Genomic DNA, 23,533 nt, shown 5'->3' on the forward strand with positions numbered 1-23,533 from the left:
CGTTCGTGCCGGTGCGGGGAGGAGGTCAGACCTCTTCGACGGAGCTGGGCTCGTCGCGGGAGAGGTCGATGCCCAGCTCCTCCGCAGCGGTGAAGACCGCATCATCGGCATCGCGCATCTCGATGGTCTGGCCGTCGGCGGAGAGGACCTCCACGTTCAGGCACAGGGACTGCATTTCCTTGATGAGGACCTTGAAGGATTCGGGCACGCCCGGCTCGGGGATGTTCTCGCCCTTGACGATCGCCTCGTACACCTTCACGCGGCCGTGGATGTCGTCCGACTTGATCGTCAGGAGCTCCTGGAGCGTGTAGGCGGCGCCGTAGGCCTCGAGGGCCCACACCTCCATCTCGCCGAAGCGCTGGCCGCCGAACTGCGCCTTACCCCCGAGCGGCTGCTGGGTGATCATCGAGTACGGGCCGGTCGAGCGCGCGTGGATCTTGTCGTCCACGAGGTGGTGGAGCTTCAGGATGTACATGTAGCCCACGGAGATCGGGTCCGGGAACGGCTCGCCGGAGCGGCCGTCGAACAGCTGGGCCTTGCCCGAGGAGTTGATCAGGCGGTCGCCGTCACGCGTGACATTCGTCGAGTCGAGCAGGCCGGCGATCTCCTCCTCGCGGGCGCCGTCGAACACCGGCGTCGCGAGGGTCTGGTTCGGGCCCGTCTCGCGCGGCATGTTCGGCAGGTTCTTGAACCACTCCGGCTCACCCTCGACCTTCCAGCCGGTCTTGGCGACCCAGCCGAGGTGCGTCTCGAGGACCTGGCCGACGTTCATGCGGCCGGGCACGCCGAGCGGGTTGAGGACGACGTCGACGGGCGTGCCGTCGGCGAGGAACGGCATGTCCTCGACCGGGAGGATCTTGGAGATGACGCCCTTGTTGCCGTGGCGGCCGGCGAGCTTGTCGCCGTCCGTGATCTTGCGCTTGGCGGCCACGTAGACGCGCACGAGCTGGTTCACGCCCGGGGGCAGCTCGTCGTCGTTGTCGCGGTCGAACACGCGCACGCCGATCACCGTGCCGGACTCGCCGTGCGGGACCTTGAGGGACGTGTCGCGGACCTCGCGGGACTTCTCGCCGAAGATCGCGCGCAGGAGGCGCTCCTCCGGGGTCAGCTCGGTCTCGCCCTTCGGGGTGACCTTGCCGACGAGGATGTCGCCCGCCTCGACCTCGGCACCGATGTGGATGATGCCGCGCTCGTCGAGCTGGGAGAGCACCTCCTCCGAGACGTTCGGGATGTCACGCGTGATCTCCTCGGCGCCCAGCTTCGTGTCGCGGGCGTCGATCTCGTGCTCCTCGATGTGGATCGAGGACAGGACGTCCTCGGCCACGAGGCGCTGCGAGAGGATGATCGCGTCCTCGAAGTTGTGGCCCTCCCACGACATGAACGCCACGAGGAGGTTCTTGCCGAGCGCGAGCTCGCCCTGGTCCGTCGCCGGGCCGTCGGCGATGATGCCGCCGACCTCGAGGCGGACACCCTCGTCGACGAGGACGCGGTGGTTGTAGCAGTTGCCCTGGTTCGAGCGGGCGAACTTGCCGATCCGGTAGTTCGTCTCGGTGCCGTCGTCGTTGAGCACGACGACGAGGTCCGCCGAGACCTCGGTGACGACGCCGGCCTTCTTGGCCACGACGACGTCGCCCGCGTCCACGGCGGCCGCGCGCTCCATGCCGGTGCCGACGACTGGCGCCTCGGAGCGGACAAGCGGCACGGCCTGGCGCTGCATGTTCGCGCCCATGAGGGCTCGGTTGGCGTCGTCGTGCTCGAGGAACGGGATGAGGGCCGTCGCGACCGACACCATCTGGCGCGGGGAGACGTCCATGAACTCGACCTCGTCGGCCGGGATCAGCACGGGCTCGCCGCCGCCGCCGCGCTGGCGGACGAGGACCATGTCCTCGGCGAAGCTGCCGTCCTCGTTCAGCGGCGAGTTGGCCTGGGCGATCTGGACCTCGGCCTCGTCGTCGGCGGTCAGGTACGCGACCTCGTCGGAGACGATGCCGCCGTTGACCTTGCGGTACGGCGTCTCGATGAACCCGAACGGGTTGATCCGGCCGTAGGACGCGAGCGAGCCGATGAGGCCGATGTTCGGGCCTTCAGGGGTCTCGATCGGGCACATGCGGCCGTAGTGCGACGGGTGGACGTCACGGACCTCCATGCCCGCGCGGTCGCGGGACAGGCCGCCGGGGCCGAGCGCCGAGAGGCGGCGCTTGTGGGTCAGGCCCGAGAGCGGGTTGTTCTGGTCCATGAACTGCGACAGCTGGGAGGTCCCGAAGAACTCCTTGATCGCGGCCACGACCGGGCGGATGTTGATGAGGGTCTGCGGCGTGATCGCCTCGACGTCCTGCGTCGTCATGCGCTCGCGCACGACTCGCTCCATGCGGGACAGGCCCGTGCGGACCTGGTTCTCGATGAGCTCGCCGACGGCGCGGATGCGTCGATTGCCGAAGTGGTCGATGTCGTCGACCTCGACGCGGATGTCGGTCTCGGCGCCGTCGCGGGTGCCCTTGATCGACTTCTCGCCGGCATGCAGCGCGACGAGGAACTTGATCATCGCGACGATGTCCTCGATGTGCAGGACGGAGGCGTCCTTCTCACCGAGGGCGCGCTCGACGCCGAGCTTCCGGTTGAGCTTGTAGCGGCCCACCTTGGCGAGGTCGTAGCGCTTCGGGTTGAAGTAGAGGTTGTCCAGGAGGGACTGCGCGGCCTCGACCGTGGGCGGCTCGCCCGGGCGGAGCTTGCGGTAGATGTCGAGGAGCGCGTCCTCGCGGGTCTCGGTGGTGTCCTTCTCGAGCGTCGCGCGCATCGAGTCGTACTCGCCGAACTCCTCGAGGATCTGGCCCTCGGTCCAGCCGAGCGCCTTGAGCAGGACGGTCACGGACTGCTTGCGCTTGCGGTCGAGACGGACGCCGACCTGGTCGCGCTTGTCGATCTCGAGCTCGAACCACGCGCCGCGGGACGGGATGATCTTCGCGGTGAAGATGTCCTTGTCGCTCGTCTTGTCGGCGGTGCGCTCGAAGTAGGCGCCCGGAGAGCGGACGAGCTGCGAGACGACGACGCGCTCGGTGCCGTTGACGACGAACGTGCCCTTCTCGGTCATGAGCGGGAAGTCGCCCATGAACACGGTCTGCTGCTTGATCTCGCCCGTGTTGTTGTTCATGAACTCGGCCTTGACGTACAGCGGGGCCGAGTAGGTGGCGTCGCGGTCCTTGCACTCGGCGACGGTGTACTTCGGGTCGGCGAACTCCGGCTCGGAGAAGCTCAGGGACATGGTGCCCTGGAAGTCCTCGATCGGGGAGATCTCCTCGAAGATGTCGGAGAGGCCGCTCGTCGTGGCGACGCTGTCGTCGCCCTCGGCCTGGGCCTGCGCGACCCGCGCCTGCCAGCGCTCGTTGCCGACGAGCCAGTCGAAGCTCTCGGTCTGGAGGGCAAGGAGATTCGGAACATCCAGCGGTTCGTGAATCTTGGCGAAAGAGAGACGGCGGTTCGCACCGTCGGTGCTAGCGGTTTGGTAGTCAGAGGTGCTCGAGGCGACCAAGAGGGATCCTTCCACAGACCTTCAGGATTGTCCGCACCCTCCCCCGACGCGCGGCTACCCGCCAACTTCTTCTGTTGAAGGACCGCCGCCCACGAGCCCACCGCTATATGAAGGCTGGAGGTTAAAAGGGAGAACGCAAAGATCCAAGATACCCCAAACGTGCGCGCGTGTCTAGCGCACGTCCGGGTTCCGGTCAAGTGCCTCGGGAAGGAAGCCGGGCCCGCAAGGCCCCTCTGCCCTGCCGCGCGAGACAACTGTACACCGCTGCGATCCCAGCAGAATGCGGCGGGCACACGGAGGGCACACGGCGGGCACAGCCGAATGCGGGCGCGTGGCCCCGGGGGTAGCCTGAGCACAGGTACCAGACCCAACCCGCAGGAACCGTCAAGGAAGAGGGAACCATGAGCTCCGACAACAACGACGTTGTCATCCTGTCCGCGGCCCGCACGCCGCAGGGCAGGCTCAACGGCCAGCTCGCCCCGTTCACCGCCGTCGAGCTCGGGGCGCACGCGATCCGGGCGGCGATCGAGCGCAGCGGCACGGGAGCGGCCGCTGTCGACGCCGTCATCATGGGTCAGGTGCTCCAGGCCGGCGCCGGCCAGAACCCGGCCCGGCAGAGCGCCGTCGCGGCCGGCGTCGGGTGGAACGTGCCCTGCGTGACCATCAACAAGGTCTGCCTCTCGGGCCTGACCGCGGTGATCGACGCGGCCCGCATGATCCGCGCGGGTGACGCGACCGTCGTCGTCGCCGGCGGCCAGGAGTCCATGACCCGCGCCCCGCACGTGCTCCCGGGCTCCCGCCAGGGCTGGACCTACGGCACGGTCGGAGCCCTCGACGTCGCGGCCCACGACGGTCTCACGGACGCCTTCGACGGCCAATCCATGGGCCTCTCGACGGAGTCGAAGAACCTCACGCTCGGGATCGACCGGCTCGCGCAGGACGAGGTCGCCGCCGCATCGCACCAGCGGGCCGCCAAGGCCCAGGCCGAGGGCGTCTTCGAGGGCGAGATCGCCCCCGTGACCGTCAAGCCGCGCAAGGGCGAGCCGGTCACCCTCACGGACGACGAGGGCGTCCGCCCCGCCACCACCGTCGAGACCCTGGCCCCGCTCCGGCCCGCCTTCGCGACCGACGGCACCATCACGGCCGGGAACTCCTCGCCGCTCTCCGACGGCGCCGCCGCGCTCGTGCTGACGAGCCGCGCCTACGCCGAGGACCACGGCCTGTCCTGGCTCGCCGTCGTCGGGCGCCCTGGGCAGGTCGCCGGACCGGACAACTCGCTCCACTCCCAGCCCGCCAACGCAATCGCCGACGCCCTCGAGCGTGCCGGCTGGACCACCGCGGACCTGGACTTCATCGAGATCAACGAGGCGTTCGGCTCCGTCGCGGTGCAGTCGCTCAAGGAGCTCGGCTACCCGCTCGGGCAGTGCAACATCCACGGCGGCGCGATCGCCCTCGGGCACCCCATCGGTGCCTCGGGCGCGCGGCTCGCGGGGCACGCGGCGCACGAGCTCGCCCGGCGCGGCTCGGGCCGGGCCGCCGTCTCGCTCTGCGGCGGCGGCGGGCAGGGCGAGGCGCTCCTCCTGTACAGGGACTGAGCAGCCGTGGTGACGCACGACGGCGGCGCTCCCCCGGGCGCCGACGGCCACTCGCGCTTCCTCGCCGCCGCGAGGGAGCACGGCCTCGACGTCCACGTGGCGGAGCGCGCCGCGGCGCGGAGCCTCGAGGAGGCCGCGGCGATCCTGGGCATCGAGCCGCGGGAGATCGTGAAGTCCCTCGTGGTCAAGCGCCCCGACGGGACGTTCCTGTTCGCCCTCATCCCGGGCGACCGGCAGATCTCGTGGCCCAAGCTGCGGGCCCTGCTCGGCGTGAACCGGCTCTCGCTGCCGCCAGCCGACGTCGCGTTCGAGGCGACCGGCTACGAGCGCGGGACCATCACGCCGCTCGGGTCCACGACGGCGTGGCCCGTCGTCGCGGACGCGGCGATCACCGGGCGCGTCTCCATGGGAGCGGGAGCGCATGGGCGCAGCGCGTTCGTCGACTCCGGGCAGCTCGTCCGTGCCCTCGGCGCGACGGTGGCGGACATCAGCGACCCGGCCTGACCCCCGGCTCCGCCGCCTCGGCGGGGACGCGGAAGGGCCCCGCAGTCCGATTGGATCGGACTGCGGGGCCCTTCGAGCACGCGGTGCAGGCGCGGGGCCTGCGGTGCGGGCGGGAACTACTTGAGGGTGACCGTGGCGCCGGCGGCCTCGAGGACCTCCTTGGCCTTCTCGGCGGTCTCCTTGTTGGCGCCCTCGAGGACGGCCTTCGGAGCACCGTCGACGAGGTCCTTGGCCTCCTTGAGGCCGAGCGACGTGAGGCCACGGACCTCCTTGATGACCGCGATCTTCTTGTCGCCAGCGGCCTCGAGGATGACGTCGAAGGAGTCCTTCTCCTCCTCGACGGCGGCCTCGCCGGCACCGCCGGCCGGGCCGGCGACGGCCACGGCAGCAGCGGTGACCTCGAAGACCTCCTCGAACTTCTTCACGAACTCGGAGAGCTCGATGATGGTGAGCTCCTTGAAGGCCTCGATCAGCTCGTCCTGGGTGAGCTTCGCCATGGTTGGCGTCCTTTCGCTTGGTGGTGCCCCGCTAGACAGTCAGGCGGCGCACCGAGAGAGTGGGGGTTGGGGGAAGAGGTCAGGCCTCTTCGGTGGCTGCGGCGGCCTCGGCCGGAGCCGCAACCTCCTCAGCAGCGGGGGCCTCGGCCTCAGCAGCGGGAGCCTCGGCGGCAGCCGGAGCGCCACCCTCCTCCTCGAGCTTGAGACGCAGGGCGTCGATGATGCGCGCAGCCGCGGCCATCGGCGCCTTGAGGACGCCGGCAACCTTGGCGAGCTGCAGCTCGCGGGACTCCAGGGCTGCCAGGGCGGCAACCTCGCCAGCGTCGAGCGCCTTGCCCTCGAAGTAGCCCGTCTTGATGATGAGCTGCTTGTTGTCCTTGGCAAAGTCGGTCAGGCTCTTGGCGGCCGCAACGGCGTCACCCTTGATGAACGCGATCGCGGTCGGCCCGGCGAGCTGGCCGTCGAACGCGTCGACACCGGCTTCCTTGGCTGCGATGGCGGTCAGGGAGTTCTTGACGACCGAGAACTTGTTCTCGGTGCCGAGCGAACGACGCAGCTGCTTGAGCTGGGCGACGGTGAGCCCGCGGTATTCGGTCAGGACCGCAGCGGTCGACTCCTGGAAATCCTTGGTGATCTCCTCGACTGCTGCCACCTTGGTAGGCGTTGCCATAACCCTCCTTCCGGGGAAACAGTGCCGGCTGTCCGGCCCCCGGGAAACAGGAACGCCCCGCGCAGATGCACGGGGCGTGGCATGCGGGCCGCTGTGCGGCCTGTAGGCTTTCGCTCGGTTCACCTGCGCAGGCCGCCCCCGGACGGGGACTTTCAGTTGGGAGCGCGTCCCGGCTTTCGGCACGCAGCATCCAACGACCGGCGGTCTTTGGTCCTTCAACTGTACGGGACGTTGCACGCCTCACCAAATCGCCGGTGCGCACGACGCCGGCCGCGCGCCCCGCGCGCCCGGCCCACCCGCCGTCGTGAGCCGCCCGCCGCTACCGCAGCAGGGCCCGCAGCGTCTGGATGGTGTCCGCCTCGCCGGGCCGCTTGTCGTCGCGGTAGCGCTTGACGCGCGCGAAGCGCAGCGCGATCCCTCCGGGGTAGCGCGAGGACCGCTGCACGCCGTCGATCGCGATCTCGACGACGGTGACCGGCTCGAGGTAGACGGCGTGCGCGTCGCGGCGGGCCTCGATGGTCGGGAAGTGCTCGGTCTGCCAGCGCAGGATCTCGTCGGTGAGGCCCTTGAACGTCTTCCCGACCATGACGAAGCCGCCCGGCTCGCCGAACTCCCCTTCCGGGTCGTACGCGCCGAGGTGCAGGTTCGACAGCCAGCCCTGCCGGCGGCCGTTGCCCCACTCGGCCGCGAGGACCACGAGGTCGTACGTCTGGACGGGCTTGACCTTGATCCAGCTCGAGCCGCGGCGGCCCGCGGCGTACAGCGAGCCGATGGCCTTGACCATGATGCCCTCGTGCCCGGCGGCGAGCGCCTCGCGCGAGAAGCGCTCGGCGGCCTGGGGATCGCCGGTCACCTCGCCCGGGACGATGTGCTCCGGCGCGAGCCTGACAAGCTCGGCGCGGCGCACGGCGAGCGGCTCGTCGAGCAGGTCCCTTCCGTCGACGTGCAGGACGTCGAAGAACCAGGGCCGGAGCACCGCCTCGCGCGCCGCGTCGGCCCCGAACCGGGACATGGTCTCCTGGAACGGCCGCGGGGCCCCGTCCTCGTCGAGGGCGAGCGTCTCGCCGTCCAGGATGACGTCCCGCGCCGGCATGGCCCGCACGACGTCGACGACCTCGGGCACGCGGTGCGTGATGTCGGCGAGGCTGCGCGTGAACACGCGCACGTCGTGGCCCGCCCGGTGCACCTGGATCCGCGCGCCGTCGAGCTTGACCTCGACCGAGGCCTCCCCCGTCGACGCGAGCGCCTCGCTCGGGGTCTTCGCCGTGGCCGCAAGCATCGGCAGGACGGGCCGGCCGACGACGAGCCCGACGCCCGCGAGGTCCTCCTCAGTCCCGGCCAGGGCGATCCGGGCCGTCTCGCCGAGGTCGCCCGACAGCATGGCCGCGCGCCGCACGAGCGCGGCCGGCCTGCCGCCCGCGGCCGCGATCGCGTCGGCGAGCACGCCCTCGAGGGCGCCCGTGCGCATCTCCCCGAGCAGCACCCCGACGAGGAACCGCTGCTCCCGCTCGGTGGCGCGCCGCATGAACCCGCCCAGGAGCTCGGCGCGCGCCGCCCCGGACCCGGTACCGGACGTGGCGGCGAGCCGGTCGAGGAACGCGTCGACGTCGGCGACGGTGAGCGACGGCACCGCGGCCGCCGGCGTATCCCCCCGGGACTGCGAGAGCCCGCGCCAGCCGACGCCGACCCGGCCCTGCCGCGGCCTGGCCACTAGGAGCCCGACGGCGAGCCCCACCTCGTCTGGCGACTCGCGGGCGAGCCGCCGCAGCAGCTGCGCGAGCGCCTCGACCTTCGCGAGCCGCGAGCGCGTGGAGGCGACCGCCTCTGCCGTGGAGACGAGCTCGTCGAGCAGCATGCGCCCAGTCTCGCACCACCCGCCGCCCGGCGGCAGCACGCGGCGCGGGGGGTCAGGCCGGCTGCGTGTCGGCCCGCCGCGCGTCCTCGACCGCGGCAGCCAGGTGGCGCGTGAAGAGCACGAGCCACGCGAGGATCACGCCGGCGACGACGAGCTCCATCCCGGTCATGGTGTAGTAGCCGAGCGGCCACCACAGCAGGACCGAGAGCGCGGCCGCGCCGAGCATCGCGTACCCGGCCAGGTAGAACGTCCGGCTCAGCCCGGGCAGCCAGGCCCGGACCCCGAGCACGAGGACCGTGTAGGCGGCCGTCATCGCCGTCGCGAGCGAGTTGTGCACGGGCATGAACACGTCCACGGGCACGAGCCCCGCGCCCGTGAGGAAGATCCCGGTGAGGACGAAGCACGCGATGAGCGGGCGCTCGCGCGTCGCAGCCGCGCCCTCCCCCGAGCGCGCGCGGTGCAGGTCGAGGGCCCGCAGGTCGCGGGTCATGTACTCGGCGAGGAGCGCGATGACCGCGCCGGCGGTCACGAGGGTCGCGTTGAACGCCAGGGCGACCCCATAGTCCGCCGCTCCGAGCACGCTGAAGTTGACCTCCCACCAGTTCGTCCGGCTCGTCGTGACCATGGAGGTGAGCACCCCGGCCGCGAGGTACGTCGCGAGGAGGTTGGAGAGGGCGTAGCTGTCCATCCGAGAGCCCGACTGGTGGCTCGAGTAGGCCGCGAGGGCCGCCGCGACCGCCGTGAGCAGCGCGGCCGCGAAGGTGTCCACGCTCACGCCCGTGAAGGCCCGCTGGAAGATCTGGAAGCTCGCCCAGGTCACCATGAACGCGATCGCCGCGTGGGCGAACGCGAGCGCCACGAGCCCGAGGAGCCGCCGCCACAGGGGCCGCTCGGCCAGCCACCGCCGGTCCGGATCGGCGTAGGAGCGGCGGTAGGCCACCGCGAAGGCCAGCGCGGAGGCGACGCCCGCCACAATCGCCGCGATGTCCCCCACCCCCTGGTCGCCCGAGAGCGCAGGGCGCCGGTCGGCGAAGGCTGCGAGGGCGACGGCGAGGCCCGCGGCGATCGCGGCGGCCGCGGCGATGAGCGCGCGGACCTCGGCCCCGGTCGCGGTGCCCCGCGGCCGCGGCCGGGCGCGGGGTCCGGGAGCGGGCTCGGGGACGGCGGCGCCCCGGGCGGTGCCCACGGCGTCGTCGCTCATGCGAGCCTCCGGTACCACTCGCCGTCGGCCCCCGCAGGCCGGAACCCGAGGGCTGTGTTGATGGCGAGCATGTGCTCGTTCTCCGCCGCGTTGAACGTCAGGACCTTTGCCGCCTGCGGGAAGCGCTGCCGGTAGGCGCGCAGGTTCGCGAGCTTGATGAGCATCCCTAGGGAGCGGCCCCGGTGGCCGAGGCGCACGAGCGTGTCGTCCTGGTCAGCCACGTCCTCCTTGCCCTCGCGCACCCACAGCGCCGTGTACGCTGCGAACTCCCCCGTGCCGCGGTGCCGCGCGACGGCGTAGAGCGGCACCGTTCCCGCCTCGTTGAGCATGCGGTCGAGCGCCGCAACCCGGTCGGCGTCCCAGCGCTCCGGCTCGTACACGTCCTCTCCCTGCGGGGCGTCGATGGACATCCGCCCGAACAGCTCCGCCATCGCCGCCCGGTGCTCGGGCGGGACGCCCTCCCAGAGGAGCACCTCGTAGTCGGACCCGGCCTTCGCCGCTGCGGCCGCCTCGAGGGCCGGCCAGGAGGCCTCGTGCTCGTCCAGCACCAGCTCGCTGAAGCGCGTGACCTGGCTCAGCGCGAACCCCGCGGCCTGCGCGAAGCGGACCGAGCGCGCCTCTGCGGGCACGGCACCCGTCCCGGTGGAGGCAACGACGGCGCTCGGCGCGGCGGCGCGCGCCGGCAGCGTCGAAGCCGGGTGCTCGGTGTACGTGTCGAGGAGGGTGCGGCCCCGCCGTCGCGCCTCCTCGACGGCCGCATCGAGCAGGAGCCGGCCGATCCCCCGGCCCGCGTGCCCGTCGAGGACCTCGGCGCGCACCTGTGCCCGGCCGAGGTCCTCCTGCAGCGGGACGCGGCACCAGGCCCGGCCGACCATGCGGTCCCCGGCCCGGACGAAGAAGAGCGCCGTCGACTCGTAGGCGGAGTCCCGCCATGCGCGCAGGCGGTAGGCGGCCGGGGCGCAGCGGTCCTCGTGCCCCCAGATCTGCCTCTGGACCTCGTCGGCGAGGCGGCAGAACTCCAGAAAGGGGGCAGCGTCCCGCGCCTCGAGGGACGCAGGAAGGCTCAGCCGCTGAACGCGGTACTCGGCGCTCATGGTCGGAGTCTACGACGTGCGAAACCCTGGAACTGTTAAAGAAAATGCAGCACGCCCCCTCCCGCGGCGGGAGGGGGCGTGCTGTATGGCTGCCGTGCCGGGCAGTCTCGCTCAGCGTGCCGGTGCGCTCACTCAGGCGTCGAGGACGACCTTCGTGACGTTCGGGTCGACCGGGATGCCGGGGCCGAAGGTCGTGGTGACCGTGGCCTTCTGGATGTAGCGGCCCTTGGACGCCGACGGCTTGAGGCGCAGGACCTCGTCGAGGGCGGCGGCGTAGTTCTCGGCCAGCTGGCGGGCGTCGAAGGAGGCCTTGCCGATGATGAAGTGCAGGTTCGAGTGCTTGTCGACGCGGAAGTCGATCTTGCCGCCCTTGATGTCGGTCACGGCCTTGGCCACGTCCGGGGTCACCGTGCCGGTCTTCGGGTTCGGCATGAGGTTGCGCGGGCCGAGGATCTTGCCGAGGCGGCCGACCTTGCCCATGAGCTCCGGGGTCGCGACGGCGGCGTCGAAGTCCGTCCACCCGCCCTGGATGCGCTCGATCAGGTCGTCCGAGCCGACGAAGTCGGCGCCGGCGGCCTCAGCGGCCGCGGCCTTGTCGCCCGTCGCGAAGACGACGACGCGGGCGGTCTTGCCGGTGCCGTGCGGGAGGTTCACCGTGCCGCGGACCATCTGGTCCGCCTTGCGCGGGTCGACGCCGAGGCGGAACGCGACCTCGACGGTAGAGTCGGACTTCGAGGTGCTGATCTCCTTGGCGAGGGCCACGCCCTCGGCCGGGGCGTACAGCTTGCCGGCCTCGATCTTCGCGGCGGCTGCCTCATATGCTTTGCTGCGCTTTGCCATGCTGCTCTTGTTCTCCTTGTGCAGTTGTGGTCTCAGTGGGCCGCGCTCGGCCCTGCCACGGACGACGGCGGGACTCGCCGGCGTCATTCTTTGTTGTGTGGGTGAGGGCTTAGCCCTCGACGGTGATGCCCATGCTGCGGGCCGTACCGGCGATGATCTTCTTCGCGGCCTCGACGTCGTTCGCGTTGAGGTCCTCGAGCTTGGTCTTGGCGATCTCCTCGACCTGCGCGTCGGTGAGCTTGGCGACCTTCACGGTGTGCGGGGTCGCGGAGCCCTTCTGCACGCCCGCGGCCTTCTTGATGAGCTCGGCGGCCGGCGGGGTCTTGGTGATGAACGTGAAGGAGCGGTCCTCGTAGACCGTGATCTCCACGGGGATGACGTTGCCACGCTGGGATTCCGTCGCGGCGTTGTACGCCTTGCAGAACTCCATGATGTTGACACCGTGCTGACCGAGCGCAGGGCCGATCGGCGGGGCCGGGTTGGCGGCACCTGCCTGGATCTGCAGCTTGATAAGGCCGGTGACCTTCTTCTTGGGAGCCAATGTAGGTCCTTCTTTCCAGTGCTTCCTGAGCAGCAGGAGCGCCGCCCAGGTGATGACTGCCCTGGCGAGGCAGTCGGCCGCCCCGGGTCCGGCAAAGCATCCGGTCCCGGGGCGAAGTCTTGTGTTGTCGGGTCCCTAGATCTTCGAGACCTGGTTGAACGCGAGGGTCACGGGGGTCTCGCGCTCGAAGATCGAGACGAGGACCACGAGAGTCTGCGACTCGGGCTTGATCTCGGAGATCGTGGCCGGGAGGGTCTCGAACGGGCCCTCCTTGACGATGACCGACTCGCCGACCTCGAAGTCGACGTTGACCGGCGCGGCGGCGGCCTTCTGGCCGGCCTTGCCCGCGGCCTTCGCCTCGGCGGCCTGCTCCTGCTCGAACACCGGGGCGAGCATCGAGAAGACCTCGTCGAGGGTCAGCGGGACGGGGTTGTGGGCGTTGCCCACGAAGCCCGTGACGCCCGGGGTGTGGCGGACGGCGCCCCACGAGGCGTCGGTGAGGTCCATGCGCACGAGGACGTAGCCCGGGATGCGGACCCGGTTCACGATCTTGCGCTGGGCGTTCTTGATCTCGACGACTTCCTCCATCGGGACCTGGATCTCATAGATGAAATCCTCCATGTCCAGCGTCTGGATGCGGGTCTCGAGGTTCGCCTTCACGCGGTTCTCATAGCCGGCGTAGGAGTGGATGACGTACCAGTCGCCCGGCTGGCGGCGCAGCTTGGCCTTGAACTCCTCCGCGGCCGCGGCGGGGTCGAGGGCCTGCTCGGGGGCGGCCGACGGCGCGCCCTCCTCGGCGCCGACGCCCTCCTCGGCGTCGCCGTACTCGGACTCCTCGCCGCCGGGCTCCGCAGCGTCGACAGTGTCCTCATCGGCCGACTCGTCCTCGGCCCCGTACTCGTCCTCAGCCGATGCATCAGCCACGTCGGAGAACGCCGGCTCGAAGGCGCCCTGGTCGGAGTCGTCCGCGGAGTCGCCGAAGTCGGCTGCGGGAAGGGCAGTCTCCTCCTGCTCGGTACCGCGTTCCTCGAGCTCGTGCTCAGACACTTCGTCTCCTGCTTTCCTCAATGCGACTTAAATGCGTCATCCGCACACCCTGACCCGGGCGCCGGTTCTCCCGGCACCGGACCACGGTCTGCGGACCCCGGCTAGCTGTCGGCGGACTCGCCCCCGAAGACCCACCCGACGCCGATGCCGAAGACGAAGTCGAGGGCGAAGACGATCACCATCACGACCGCCACGAACGCCAGCACCACGATCGTGTAGGTGAGGAGTTCCTGGCGGGTCGGCGTCACGACCTTGCGGAGCTCGCCGATCACCTGGCGGATGAAGAGGGCGATGCGGCCGAAGAAGCTGAGCTTCCTGGCCTGCTTGGGGCGGCCCGGAGAGCTGCTCGCAGCTGTTTCGGTCACCGATTCCTCGCTCATCCGTCTCGCCCGCAGGACTTCCCCGCCGGATCCGTTCTGTGGGTGCTGGAATGGCCCGGACAAGCCGGGCCGTTCCTTGCGCAGGGCAGACAGGACTCGAACCTGCAACCTGCGGTTTTGGAGACCGCTGCGCTACCAATTGCGCCACTACCCTTCGGTGCGGACTTGCCGCTGGACCACCATACCAAGGATCCGGCGCGGCGGTGCGCACCGCCGTCGTCCCTGAGGACGAGCCAGAAATCCCAGGCACGGGCCACTCTCGCGGTTCCGATACCGAGGATCAAGTCTACGCATATTCCGCCCGTGCGTCGAACCGGGTCCCTGTGCCGCCGGCCGCGGGGCGCCAGCGAATAGAGTAGGAGGGTCAGTGCCATGCCCCCACACAGACAGGACCACCCATGACCTCCGCGCGTGTCTCCCAGCGCATCGGATCCATTGCCGAATCCGCCACCCTGGCCGTTGATGCGAAGGCGAAGGCCCTCAAGGCCGCGGGCCGGCCGGTGATCGGCTTCGGCGCCGGTGAGCCGGACTTCCCCACCCCCGCGTACATCGTCGACGCCGCCGTCGAGGCCGCGCGGCAGCCCAAGTACCACCGCTACTCCCCCGCCGCCGGCCTGCCCGAGCTGCGCGAGGCCATCGCGAAGAAGACCCTGCGCGACTCGGGCTACGAGGCCGCGGCGAGCCAGGTGCTCGTGACCAACGGCGGCAAGCAGGCCGTCTACAACTCCTTCGCGACGCTCCTGGACCCGGGCGACGAGGTCATCGTGCCCACGCCGTACTGGACCACCTATCCCGAGGCGATCCGCCTGGCCGGCGGCGTCCCGGTCGAGGTCTTCGCCGGCCCTGAGCAGGGCTACCTCGTCACGGTCGAGCAGCTCGAGGCCGCCCTCACGCCCCGGACGAAGATCCTCCTCTTCGTCTCGCCGTCCAACCCGACCGGCGCGGTCTACTCGCCCGAGCAGGTCAAGGAGATCGGCCAGTGGGCCGCGTCGAAGGGCCTGTGGGTCATCACCGACGAGATCTACGAGCACCTCACGTACGACGGCGTGCCCTTCACCTCGATCGCGACCGCGGCCCCCGAGCTCGGCGACCGGGTCGTGATCCTCAACGGCGTCGCGAAGACGTACGCCATGACGGGCTGGCGCGTGGGCTGGATGATCGGCCCGGCGGACGTCATCAAAGCCGCGACCAACCTCCAGTCGCACGCGACGAGCAACGTCTCCAACGTCTCGCAGATCGCCGCCCTGGCCGCCGTCGCCGGCCCGCTCGACGCGGTCGAGGAGATGAAGGTCGCCTTCAACCGCCGGCGCAAGGCGATGGTCTCGGCGCTCAACGCGATCGACGGCGTCGACTGCCCGACGCCGCACGGCGCCTTCTACGCGTACGCCGACGTCCGCGGCCTCCTCGGCCGCGAGCTCGGCGGGATCCGCCCGGCGACCTCCGCCGAGCTCGCCGCGCTCGTCCTGGACAAGGTCGAGGTCGCGATCGTCCCGGGCGAGGCGTTCGGCCCGAGCGGCTACGTGCGCCTCTCCTACGCCCTCGGCGACGAGGACCTCGCGGAGGGCGTCGGCCGCCTCGCCGAATTCCTCGGCACGGCCAAGTAGCGCCCAGCGCCTCTCCATCGACTGCTCCGCCGCCGTCGTTCTGGCTGTTCAGAACGACGGCGGCGGAGCAGTCGTTTTTCCGGGGCTACCAGATCTTCCGGTCCGCGGCCCAGCGGGAGAGCTCGTGCCGGTTGGTGAGCTGGAGCTTGCGCAGCACGGCCGAGACGTGCGTCTCGACGGTCTTGACCGAGATGAACAGCTCCTTCGCGGCCTCCTTGTAGGTGTAGCCGCGCGCGATGAGGCGCATGACGTCGAGCTCGCGCGCCGAGAGCCGGTCGAGCTCGTCGTCGGCCACGTCCGCAACGGCCGAGGTCCCGAACGCGTCGAGGACGAAGCCGGCCAGCCGGGGCGAGAACACGGCGTCGCCTTCGGCCACCCGCAGGACGGCGTCGGTGATCTCGGGGCCGGACGCGGTCTTGGTCACGTAGCCGCGCGCCCCAGCGCGGATCACGGAGACGACGTCCTCCGCGGCGTCCGAGACGCTCAGGGCGAGGAAGCGCACGTGCGGAAGCAGCGCCGTCGACCGCGTGAGCACCTCCCGCCCCCCGCCGCCGAGGCCGCCGGGCAGATGCACGTCGAGCAGCACGACCTGCGGCCGCACCGAGTCGATGACGGCGACCGCGTCCTCGACCGTCCCGGCCTCGCCCACGACGGCGACGCGCTCGTCCAGATCGGCCTTGAGGCCCGAGCGGAAGATCGTGTGGTCGTCGACGATGACGACGGTGACAGGGCCTGGCTCGCGGGTCCCGGGCGCCGGGGCGGCCTGCTCCGCGTGAGGGTCGGTCGTCATGTCTCCTCCGTTCCGGGCAGCCGCAGCCGCACCTCGGTGCCGTCGGCGCCGCTCGCGATCGCCGCCTCGCCGCCGTGGCGGCGCATCCGGCCGATGATGGACTCGCGGACGCCGAGCCGGTCCGCGGGGACCGCGTCGAGGTCGAACCCGGGCCCGCGGTCCCGCACGAACACCTCGACCGTCCCCTCACGCGACTCGGCGTAGACCGAGACGGGCCCGCCGCCGCCGTGCCGGGCGGCGTTGAGCATGGCCTCGCGCGCGGCCTGGAGCAGGGCCTCGTAGGCGTCGCGCCGGGCCTGCCCGTCCGCGGCGTCCCGCGCCTCGCCGACGAGGACGACGTCGATCGGCGCGCCGACCGCGTCCTCGACCTCGGCCGCGACCGACGTGAGCCGGTCCTCGAACGAGCCGCTCGAGGTCCGCGAGTCGCGGTACAGCCACTCGCGCAGCTCCCGCTCCTGCGCCCTGGCCAGGCGCGTCACGTCCGCCTCGCTGCCCGCGCGGCGCTGGATGAGGGCCAGGGTCTGGAGGACCGAGTCGTGCAGGTGCGCCGCGATCTCGGCACGCTCCTCCTCGCGGACCCGCGCGGCGCGCTCCGCCCCGTACTCGCGCCAGAACTTGAGCCCCCAGGGCAGGAGGACGAGGGCGACGCCGGCGAGGACCGCGAAGGAGGCGAGCAGGGCCGTGCCGAGGACATTCCACTGGCTGCCGGAGACCGCGAGCGCGACGCCGGCGACGACGAGCGCCAGCCCCGCGCCGAGCCGGAGCCAGCCCGTCCAGCGCTCGGTCCCGGCGCCGCGGACGAGCCGCTCCCGGCGGGCCTCGTCGAGCTGCATCCACGCGAGCGCGACGCCGCCGAGGATCGCCGCGATGGGCACGACGGTGTCGAGCGGGACGTCTATGCCGATGAGGCTTCCTCCGAGCACGAACGCGCCCAGCAGCAGGACGAGCCCGAGCAGGATCTCGCGCGCGTACCGAGGGACGGCGAGCTGCCGCAGCGCGGGGTCGGGGACGGCGCTCACGGTGGGGGCGATGGGCGACGCCGGGCGGCGGGCGGCGCGCTTGGCCGCCTCCGCCGCGGTGGGCACCATAATCCAGAGCCACGCGTAGAAGACGATCCCCGCGCCGCCGAGGATCGCCGTGGCTGCCATGATCCAGCGGACGGCGTCGACGCGGACCCCGAGGTGCCGCGCGAGGCCCGAGCACACGCCCGCGAGGAGGCGGTCCTCCCCCCGGACGAGGGGCGGGCGCACGGGCACGGTGTTCATGCCCTCAATCCAAGCACCTTTGGACCGCGTCAGGGGCGTTCCCGGCCGCATCCCCGGGTCCGTTCAGGGTGCGGTCAGGGGTTCCCCCGATGGGTGGGCAGAGCGCGCGGCGGAACGATGGACGCATGAGCAATCAGCACCCTGACCCCGACCGCCCCGACCCTCTCCCCGGGCCCCAGCCGGAGGACGTGCCCGGCGGCAGGCAGCCGGGCAGCACTCAGCCCGGCGGCCCCCAGCCCGCGCCCGTCCCCGGCCCGGCCCCCGCGCCGGGACGCCCCACCGACTTCTTCGGCTGGATCCGCGGCCTCGGCGTCGTGCGCGGCGGCGACCGCTGGCTCGGCGGCGTCTCGAGCGGCCTCGCATACCGCTGGGGCGTCGACCCGATCCTCATCCGCGGACTCTTCATCGTCGCCGCGCTGTTCCTCGGCATAGGCGTCCTCGCCTACGGCCTGGCCTGGCTCCTGCTGCCGGAGCCCGACGGGCGAATCCACCTCCAGGAGGCCGGCCGCGGCCGCTGGACCGCCGGCATGACGGGCGCGGTCCTCGTGACGATCCTCGGCCTCGGCGGCGCCCGCGCCGGCTTCTGGTTCGGCGAGCGCGGCGTGGGTGGGGCGTTCTGGGGGCTCTTCTGGGTCGCCGTCGTCGCCTTCGCGGTCTACAGCATCGTCCGCGGATCCCGTCGGCGCAGCGCGATGGCGGCTGCCCCTGCCCCCGGGGGCGGCCCCGGCTTCCAGCCCGGCATGCCCCAGACCGGCACGGGTCAGACCGGCATGCCCCACCCCGGCGCCACACAGCCCGGCGTCCCCGCGCCCGGCGACACGTTCTACGCGAAGGCGGCCAGCGCGCCGTCGTACGCGACTCCTCCAGGCACCCCGGGCGGTCCCGGGGCGCCCGGCCACGCGTCCGCCCCGCCGCCGTTCTACGGGACACCGGTCCCTACCCCCGCCCCCGTCCCGCCTCCCCCGCCTGTCCCCCGGAGGCGCGGCCCGGGCGGAGCGTACGTCGCCGTCGTCGTCGGCCTGACCGCGCTCATCGCGGGCACGCTGCTCGCCCTCGACCGGGCCGGCATGCCGAGCGTGGGCGCGACCGGCGGGATCTGGGCGATCGCGGCCATCGCCCTCGGCCTCGGGATCGTCGTCGCGGGCCTGCGCGGGCGCACCGCGGGCATCCTGACCCTCTTCGCGATCGTGGCCATCGTCTCGGCCGGGATCGCCCAGGGCATCAACCGCTTCGCCGACTCCCGCGGCCCGTCCCGCGTCGCCTACGCGCCGGCCACCATCGCCGAGGTCTCCGGCGGGTACGACATCGCCGCGGCGGAGGGCACGGTTGACCTCTCCGCGCTGGACAACGCCGGGCCGCTCGCCGACGACAGGACGGTGCGGTTGGACGTCGCGCTGAGCTCGGTCGCGATCGAGATCCCGCAGGGCATCCCGGTCGAGGTCCGCACGGACGCCAGCCTGTCCGAGGTCCGGCTCGGACCCCGCACGGTCGCGGGGATCTCGCAGCGGGACACCCAGACCTACAACGCCGACCGCCCTGGCGCGACCCTCGTGCTGGAGCTCGACGCCGCCCTGAGCAGCGTCCGGATCGAAGAGGAGCACTGACATGAGCATGCAGGACTACGACCAGAGGTCCGAGAACATCGGGAACATCGCCGAGAAGCAGGGCCCCGCCGTGGGCACGATCGTGTGGGGGGCAGTTGTCATGGCCATCGGGGCGCTCATCCTGGCGGACCGGCTAGGCTGGCTGCACGTGGAACCGGGGTACGCTGCCGCCGGCGTCATGCTCCTCGCGGGCCTGGGCCTCGTGGTCGGCGGCCTGCTAGCCGCCGGGCGCCGGCGCAGGGTAGCGGCCGACGGCGGGGGCCGCGCCGACGGATCCGAGGGCACCGACGGCGGGGCCGCGACTCCCGGCGCCGCGTCCGCCCCGACCGAGTGACACACGCCCCGAGTGAGACATCAGGAGGATCCATGGACAAGTTCTTCGCAGCCATCCGCTCGAGCGGCCTCCGGCGCGGACCGCGCCGGATCCTCGGAGGAGTCCTGGCCGGCCTCGCCGCCAAGGCCAACGTGGACGTCGCGTTCGTCCGCATCGGGTTCCTGCTCCTGTGCCTTCTGCCCGGGCCCGCGTTCCTCGCCTACATCGTGGCGTGGATCCTCATCCCGAACCAGGACGGCCGGATCATCCTCGAGGACGCCCTGCAGCGGCGCGCCCTCGGAAGGGGCCCGTCCGGGCCGAAGGGGCCGAACGCCTGAAACGCCACCCCAGTGAGGGCCCCCGATCCGCGAGGATCGGGGGCCCTCACGCGCGCGTTGGGCACGGCGTGCGGCGGGGCCCGCGCCCGCGGCGGGAGGCCGGCGTCGTGCACCGCCGGCGTCATGCGGCTGTGCTCTGCGTCACGATTGACGGCTGGGGTGGCTAGAATGTCCGGTGGGCTCAACGTGGCGCTCTTGAATCACCAGTTCCGGCCGCGCCACCGTCGCCATCCCCCTTCGACCTTCCGACGCGGGGCGGCCGCCAACCGAAAAGGGCCTTCATGAAGATCGGCATCCTCACCTCCGGCGGCGACTGCCCAGGACTCAACGCCGTCATCCGCGGCGCCGTGCTCAAGGGCATCGCCGTCCACGGTCAGTCCTTCGTCGGGTTCCGCGACGGCTGGCGGGGCGTGGTCGAGGGCGACATCGTCGACATCCCCCGCACCATGGTGCGCGGCATCGCGAAGCAGGGCGGCACGATCCTCGGCACGTCCCGCACCAACCCGTTCGAGGCCGGCGGCGGGCCCGACGTCATCAAGGCCAACATGGAGCGGCACGGGATCGACGCGATGATCGCGATCGGCGGCGAGGGCACCCTCGCGGCCGCGAAGCGCCTCACGGACGCGGGCCTCAGGATCGTCGGCGTGCCCAAGACGGTGGACAACGACCTCGACGCGACGGACTACACCTTCGGCTTCGACACGGCCGTCGAGATCGCCACGGAGGCGATCGACCGGCTGCGGACCACCGGCGAGTCGCACCACCGCTGCATGATCGCCGAGGTCATGGGCCGTCACGTCGGCTGGATCGCGCTGCACGCCGGCATGGCCTCGGGCGCGCACGCGATCCTCATCCCCGAGCAGAAGGTCAGCATCGACCAGGTCGTCGAGTGGGTCAAGATGGCCCACGACCGCGGCCGCGCGCCCGTCGTCGTCGTCGCCGAGGGCTTCGTGCTCGAGGGGATGAATGCCCCGCACTCCGAGCGCGGGCTCGACACCTTCGGCCGCCCCCGGCTGGGCGGCATCGCCGATCAGCTCGCCCCCGAGATCGAGGCCCGCACGGGCATCGAAACCCGGGCCACGATCCTCGGGCACATCCAGCGCGGCGGCGTCCCGACCGCGTTCGACCGCGTCCTCGCGACGCGCCTCGGCATGGCAGCGATCGACTCCGTCGTCGAGGGCCGATGGGGCACGATGGTCTCGCTCAACGGCACCGAGATCGCGCACGTGGCCTTCGACTCGGCGCTCGGCCGGCTCAAGACGGTCCCGCAGCACCGCTACGACGAGGCCGCCGTCCTCTTCGGCTGAGCCGAGGGGAGGGGCGCATGGCGGAGACCTTCCACGAGGGGAGCCGGGACGTCGTCCGGCTCGCGTGGGCGCGAAGGCTCGGCCTGCCGGACCTGAGCTTCTCGGACGACGGCGGGCGCCTCCTCGGGTGCCGCGACAGCGCCGCCGAGCTGGTCGCCGTCGAGCTCTTCGGGCAGCTGGCCCTGTGCGGGCCGACGCCCCTCGTCGAGGCCGGGGCGGGCCTTCCCGACGACGACCTGCTCGCCGGCGGGGCGCTCCTGCGCCTCGCCGGGGCCGGCGGGCACCGGCTGCGCTCCGGCGTCCTGGGCTTCGCCGACTACCTCCCGCTCGACCAGCCGGGGACCGAGCCGGAGATCTCCCGGGCCGCGCCCGAGGCGATCGAGCTCGAGATGCGCTGCCCGCCCGACGACGCCGCCTCGGCGGAGCTCATGCGGCGCGATCACCGCTTCACGCTCCTGCTCGACGACGGGCCGGCCGCCTGCGCGGCCTACGCCGAGGTCGAGGGGCTGCTCGCGGACCTCGGCGTGCTCGTCGCGCCCGCGCACAGGCACCGCGGGCTCGGCAAGTTCATCGCCTCGGTCGCGATCCACGAGGCCCTCGCGGAGGGGCTCATCGTGCAGTTCGACGTGCCCTCGCACCAGATCGCAGGCCTGCGCCTCGCCGACGGGCTCGGGATCACGCCGTCGGGCAGGATCGCCTCGGTGGCCCTGGCCCCCGGCCGCTGACGCCGAGGTGGGGGCCTTGACCGCCGAGATGGGGGCCTTGACCGCCGAAATGGGGCCCTAGGAACGCCGAGGTCGGGGCGCCCGCCAAGGCGTGCGCCGTCGTACGCGCCAGTGACTGCCGCCGCGGCAACAGCTGCCCTCGGCCGCATCTGCTGCCTCGATCCCGGCCGCACATGCGGCTTTCGGCAGCAGATACGACATTGCGGGCCCTCACCTTCGCGTCCTACTCCCCCACCTCGGCGTCCCACTCCCCCACCTCGACGTCCTAGGACCCCACTTCGGCGTCACAGGACCCCATCTCGCCGGGAAGGGGGTCAGTGCTCGGCCAGGGTGACCGCGGGGGCGGCGGGGGGTACCCGGACGAAGAAGAACGCGACCGCGAGGCCCAGCGCGAGCACCGCGGCGGGCAGCAGCACGGACTGGGCCATCGCCGCGGCGAAGCCCGCGTGGAGCTCGGCGGGAAGGGTGCCGCCAGCGTACTCTCCAGTGGGGGCCCCGGATCCGGGCCCGGGCAGCTCGGCCGCGAGCCGGGCCTGCATGAGCGCCGCGATGGCCGCGCTGCCGAGGACCGCGCCGACCTGCCGGGTCGTGTTGTAGAACCCGGACCCGGCACCGGCCTGGTGCGGCGGCAGGCCGCGGGTGGCGAGCGTCGCGAGCGGGCCCCAGATGCCGATGTTGGCCAGCCCGACGACGGCGCTCGGGATCAGGAGCAGCCAGATCGGCATGTCCGGCGTCAGGAGCACGGCGTACAGGACGAGCCCGAGCGCGAAGAGCGTCAGGCCCGCGATGTTCATGGCCTTCGCGTGGCCCTTGTCCACGAGCCGCCCGCCGAGCGGCGCGAGGCCGCCGGAGAGCAGCGCCATGGGGACCATCATGAGCGCGGACTGCGTAGGCGTCATGCCGCGCACGAGCTGGTAGTAGAAGATGGTCGGCAGGCCGAACGAGGTCACGGCGAACCCCACCGTCGACATCCCGAGGGTCGCGAGCGAGAAGTTGCGGTCCCGGAACAGCCCGAGCGGCAGGAGCGGCTCACCGCGCGTGGTCCTCTGCCACCACACGAAGCCGGCCATGACAACGACGCCGGCGACGATCACGCCCCAGACCGTGATCGGCCCGGCGATGCTGCCCCAGGCATACGTCTGCCCCTCCTGGATGCCGAAGACGATGAGGAACATCCCCGCCGCGCTGAGCACGACGCCGACGAGGTCGAACCGGTGCGGGTGGGTTGCGAGCCAGGGCACGAACCGGGCCGCCGCGACGAACGCGACGATCCCGACGGGCACGTTGACGAAGAAGATCCACTCCCAGCCGAGCCCGTCGACGAGCAGCCCGCCGAGGATCGGCCCCACGAGCATCGCGACGCCCGCCGTCGCACCCCACAGCCCCATCGCAGCGCCGCGCCGGTCCGGCGGGAAGATCCGCGTGATGACCGCCATGGTCTGCGGAGTCATGAGCGCCGCACCCATGCCCTGGGCGGCCCGGGCGGCGATGAGCATCCCGATGCTTCCGGCGAACCCGCACCACAGGGACGAGAGCGTGAAGATCACGAGTCCCGTGAGGTACATCGCCTTGGGGCCGAAGCGGTCCCCGAGGCGGCCCGTGATGAGCAGCGGCACCGCGTACGCCAGCAGGTACGAGCTCGTGACCCAGATGACGGCGCCGACGTCCGCCCCGAGCCCCCGCATGATCGCCGGGTTCGCCACCGAGACGATGGTCGAGTCGACGAGGATCATGAAGAACCCGATCACGAGGGACCACAGCGTCGGCCACGGGCGCTCCATGGCCTCGGGGCGATCGCCGCGCACGACGGCGGTCCCCCCGCTCGCGGATTCCTCGC

Annotated in this window: 21 protein-coding genes and 1 tRNA gene; 8 read left to right on the forward strand and 14 right to left on the reverse strand. The window is 71.8% G+C overall.

The genetic code is table 11. The features are described 5' to 3' along the window. Positions 1 to 25: 25 nt before the first annotated feature. Positions 26 to 3,526, reverse strand: a complete 3,501-nt coding sequence (gene rpoB / locus ACUYMY_RS13625) for a DNA-directed RNA polymerase subunit beta (protein ID WP_481704073.1) — start codon at positions 3,524 to 3,526, stop codon at positions 26 to 28. A gap of 401 nt (positions 3,527 to 3,927) precedes the next feature. On the opposite strand from rpoB, the gene ACUYMY_RS13630 reads away from it, so the two are divergent. After that, entirely contained in the window at positions 3,928 to 5,121 is a 1,194-nt protein-coding gene (locus ACUYMY_RS13630) for an acetyl-CoA C-acetyltransferase (protein ID WP_481704074.1), read from the forward strand. Between the two features lie 9 nt (positions 5,122 to 5,130). Further along, complete coding sequence (locus tag ACUYMY_RS13635; RefSeq protein WP_481704075.1) at positions 5,131 to 5,625, forward strand: aminoacyl-tRNA deacylase; 495 nt, start codon at positions 5,131 to 5,133, stop codon at positions 5,623 to 5,625. A 116-nt stretch (positions 5,626 to 5,741) separates the two neighbouring features. Here ACUYMY_RS13635 and rplL read toward each other — a convergent pair whose 3' ends face one another. The 10 genes from rplL to ACUYMY_RS13685 all read right to left on the reverse strand — a co-directional run bounded on the left by rplL (position 5,742) and on the right by ACUYMY_RS13685 (position 13,904). Continuing rightward, positions 5,742 to 6,122 (reverse strand): 50S ribosomal protein L7/L12, encoded by a 381-nt coding sequence (rplL, locus tag ACUYMY_RS13640; protein ID WP_481704076.1) that lies wholly within the window; start codon positions 6,120 to 6,122, stop codon positions 5,742 to 5,744. Positions 6,123 to 6,201: 79 nt separating this feature from the next. Further along, positions 6,202 to 6,792 (reverse strand): 50S ribosomal protein L10, encoded by a 591-nt coding sequence (gene rplJ, locus ACUYMY_RS13645; protein WP_481704077.1) that lies wholly within the window; start codon positions 6,790 to 6,792, stop codon positions 6,202 to 6,204. A 319-nt stretch (positions 6,793 to 7,111) separates the two neighbouring features. Then, positions 7,112 to 8,647, reverse strand: coding sequence for an ATP-dependent DNA ligase (locus ACUYMY_RS13650; RefSeq protein ID WP_481704078.1), 1,536 nt, complete (start codon positions 8,645 to 8,647; stop codon positions 7,112 to 7,114). A gap of 52 nt (positions 8,648 to 8,699) precedes the next feature. Continuing rightward, positions 8,700 to 9,848: a DUF998 domain-containing protein gene (locus ACUYMY_RS13655; protein ID WP_481704079.1), complete on the reverse strand. Its 1,149-nt coding sequence runs from the start codon at positions 9,846 to 9,848 to the stop codon at positions 8,700 to 8,702. Then, the gene (locus ACUYMY_RS13660; RefSeq protein ID WP_481704080.1) at positions 9,845 to 10,942 is read right to left on the reverse strand and encodes a GNAT family N-acetyltransferase; all 1,098 of its coding nucleotides are present in this window, start codon (positions 10,940 to 10,942) and stop codon (positions 9,845 to 9,847) included. The genes ACUYMY_RS13655 and ACUYMY_RS13660 overlap by 4 nt, the downstream gene beginning before the upstream one ends. A gap of 132 nt (positions 10,943 to 11,074) precedes the next feature. Then, positions 11,075 to 11,782 (reverse strand): 50S ribosomal protein L1, encoded by a 708-nt coding sequence (gene rplA / locus ACUYMY_RS13665; RefSeq protein WP_481704081.1) that lies wholly within the window; start codon positions 11,780 to 11,782, stop codon positions 11,075 to 11,077. 109 nt (positions 11,783 to 11,891) lie between these two features. Continuing rightward, positions 11,892 to 12,323 (reverse strand): 50S ribosomal protein L11, encoded by a 432-nt coding sequence (gene rplK / locus ACUYMY_RS13670; protein ID WP_077490622.1) that lies wholly within the window; start codon positions 12,321 to 12,323, stop codon positions 11,892 to 11,894. A 135-nt stretch (positions 12,324 to 12,458) separates the two neighbouring features. Further along, the gene (gene nusG, locus ACUYMY_RS13675) at positions 12,459 to 13,370 is read right to left on the reverse strand and encodes a transcription termination/antitermination protein NusG (RefSeq protein WP_481704082.1); all 912 of its coding nucleotides are present in this window, start codon (positions 13,368 to 13,370) and stop codon (positions 12,459 to 12,461) included. 101 nt (positions 13,371 to 13,471) lie between these two features. Then, positions 13,472 to 13,750: a preprotein translocase subunit SecE gene (gene secE / locus ACUYMY_RS13680; protein ID WP_481704083.1), complete on the reverse strand. Its 279-nt coding sequence runs from the start codon at positions 13,748 to 13,750 to the stop codon at positions 13,472 to 13,474. Positions 13,751 to 13,831: 81 nt separating this feature from the next. Next, positions 13,832 to 13,904: transfer RNA gene (locus tag ACUYMY_RS13685), tRNA-Trp, on the reverse strand. A 244-nt stretch (positions 13,905 to 14,148) separates the two neighbouring features. Here ACUYMY_RS13685 and ACUYMY_RS13690 point away from each other — a divergent pair. Beyond that, the gene (locus ACUYMY_RS13690; RefSeq protein WP_481704084.1) at positions 14,149 to 15,354 is read left to right on the forward strand and encodes a pyridoxal phosphate-dependent aminotransferase; all 1,206 of its coding nucleotides are present in this window, start codon (positions 14,149 to 14,151) and stop codon (positions 15,352 to 15,354) included. 85 nt (positions 15,355 to 15,439) lie between these two features. Here ACUYMY_RS13690 and ACUYMY_RS13695 read toward each other — a convergent pair whose 3' ends face one another. Continuing rightward, a complete protein-coding gene (locus ACUYMY_RS13695; protein ID WP_481704085.1) occupies positions 15,440 to 16,144 on the reverse strand; it encodes a LuxR C-terminal-related transcriptional regulator in 705 nt (234 codons plus the stop codon). Then, positions 16,141 to 17,409: an ATP-binding protein gene (locus ACUYMY_RS13700; RefSeq protein WP_481704086.1), complete on the reverse strand. Its 1,269-nt coding sequence runs from the start codon at positions 17,407 to 17,409 to the stop codon at positions 16,141 to 16,143. Before ACUYMY_RS13700 ends, ACUYMY_RS13695 begins: the two co-directional genes overlap by 4 nt. A gap of 125 nt (positions 17,410 to 17,534) precedes the next feature. On the opposite strand from ACUYMY_RS13700, the gene ACUYMY_RS13705 reads away from it, so the two are divergent. From ACUYMY_RS13705 to ACUYMY_RS13725, 5 genes are all read left to right on the forward strand, one after another. Next, positions 17,535 to 19,013 carry a PspC domain-containing protein gene (locus tag ACUYMY_RS13705; protein ID WP_481704087.1) on the forward strand — a complete coding sequence of 493 codons (1,479 nt, stop codon included), beginning with the start codon at positions 17,535 to 17,537 and terminating at the stop codon, positions 19,011 to 19,013. A 1-nt stretch (position 19,014) separates the two neighbouring features. Further along, complete coding sequence (locus ACUYMY_RS13710; protein WP_481704088.1) at positions 19,015 to 19,347, forward strand: hypothetical protein; 333 nt, start codon at positions 19,015 to 19,017, stop codon at positions 19,345 to 19,347. Positions 19,348 to 19,379: 32 nt separating this feature from the next. Beyond that, a complete protein-coding gene (locus ACUYMY_RS13715; RefSeq protein WP_481704089.1) occupies positions 19,380 to 19,664 on the forward strand; it encodes a PspC domain-containing protein in 285 nt (94 codons plus the stop codon). 281 nt (positions 19,665 to 19,945) lie between these two features. After that, the gene (locus ACUYMY_RS13720) at positions 19,946 to 20,971 is read left to right on the forward strand and encodes a 6-phosphofructokinase (protein WP_481704090.1); all 1,026 of its coding nucleotides are present in this window, start codon (positions 19,946 to 19,948) and stop codon (positions 20,969 to 20,971) included. A 17-nt stretch (positions 20,972 to 20,988) separates the two neighbouring features. Continuing rightward, positions 20,989 to 21,696, forward strand: a complete 708-nt coding sequence (locus ACUYMY_RS13725; RefSeq protein ID WP_481704091.1) for a GNAT family N-acetyltransferase — start codon at positions 20,989 to 20,991, stop codon at positions 21,694 to 21,696. Between the two features lie 314 nt (positions 21,697 to 22,010). Here the strand turns inward: ACUYMY_RS13725 and ACUYMY_RS13730 are convergent, their stop codons facing one another. Further along, the gene (locus ACUYMY_RS13730) at positions 22,011 to 23,477 is read right to left on the reverse strand and encodes a DHA2 family efflux MFS transporter permease subunit (RefSeq protein ID WP_481705061.1); all 1,467 of its coding nucleotides are present in this window, start codon (positions 23,475 to 23,477) and stop codon (positions 22,011 to 22,013) included. Positions 23,478 to 23,533 lie beyond the last annotated feature (56 nt).

The sequence above is a fragment of the Sinomonas sp. T428B genome (assembly GCF_056780155.1).

Coding starts and splice junctions, on each gene's coding strand:
- ACUYMY_RS13630 (WP_481704074.1), top strand. CDS start 3,928: ATGAGCTCCGACAACAACGACGTTGTCATCCTGTCCGCGGCCCGCACG.
- rplL (WP_481704076.1), bottom strand. CDS start 6,122: ATGGCGAAGCTCACCCAGGACGAGCTGATCGAGGCCTTCAAGGAGCTC.
- rplJ (WP_481704077.1), bottom strand. CDS start 6,792: ATGGCAACGCCTACCAAGGTGGCAGCAGTCGAGGAGATCACCAAGGAT.
- ACUYMY_RS13650 (WP_481704078.1), bottom strand. CDS start 8,647: ATGCTGCTCGACGAGCTCGTCTCCACGGCAGAGGCGGTCGCCTCCACG.
- ACUYMY_RS13655 (WP_481704079.1), bottom strand. CDS start 9,848: ATGAGCGACGACGCCGTGGGCACCGCCCGGGGCGCCGCCGTCCCCGAG.
- ACUYMY_RS13660 (WP_481704080.1), bottom strand. CDS start 10,942: ATGAGCGCCGAGTACCGCGTTCAGCGGCTGAGCCTTCCTGCGTCCCTC.
- rplA (WP_481704081.1), bottom strand. CDS start 11,782: ATGGCAAAGCGCAGCAAAGCATATGAGGCAGCCGCCGCGAAGATCGAG.
- secE (WP_481704083.1), bottom strand. CDS start 13,750: ATGAGCGAGGAATCGGTGACCGAAACAGCTGCGAGCAGCTCTCCGGGC.
- ACUYMY_RS13690 (WP_481704084.1), top strand. CDS start 14,149: ATGACCTCCGCGCGTGTCTCCCAGCGCATCGGATCCATTGCCGAATCC.
- ACUYMY_RS13695 (WP_481704085.1), bottom strand. CDS start 16,144: ATGACGACCGACCCTCACGCGGAGCAGGCCGCCCCGGCGCCCGGGACC.
- ACUYMY_RS13700 (WP_481704086.1), bottom strand. CDS start 17,409: ATGAACACCGTGCCCGTGCGCCCGCCCCTCGTCCGGGGGGAGGACCGC.
- ACUYMY_RS13705 (WP_481704087.1), top strand. CDS start 17,535: ATGAGCAATCAGCACCCTGACCCCGACCGCCCCGACCCTCTCCCCGGG.
- ACUYMY_RS13710 (WP_481704088.1), top strand. CDS start 19,015: ATGAGCATGCAGGACTACGACCAGAGGTCCGAGAACATCGGGAACATC.
- ACUYMY_RS13715 (WP_481704089.1), top strand. CDS start 19,380: ATGGACAAGTTCTTCGCAGCCATCCGCTCGAGCGGCCTCCGGCGCGGA.
- ACUYMY_RS13720 (WP_481704090.1), top strand. CDS start 19,946: ATGAAGATCGGCATCCTCACCTCCGGCGGCGACTGCCCAGGACTCAAC.
- ACUYMY_RS13725 (WP_481704091.1), top strand. CDS start 20,989: ATGGCGGAGACCTTCCACGAGGGGAGCCGGGACGTCGTCCGGCTCGCG.
- ACUYMY_RS13730 (WP_481705061.1), bottom strand. CDS start 23,477: ATGGAGCGCCCGTGGCCGACGCTGTGGTCCCTCGTGATCGGGTTCTTC.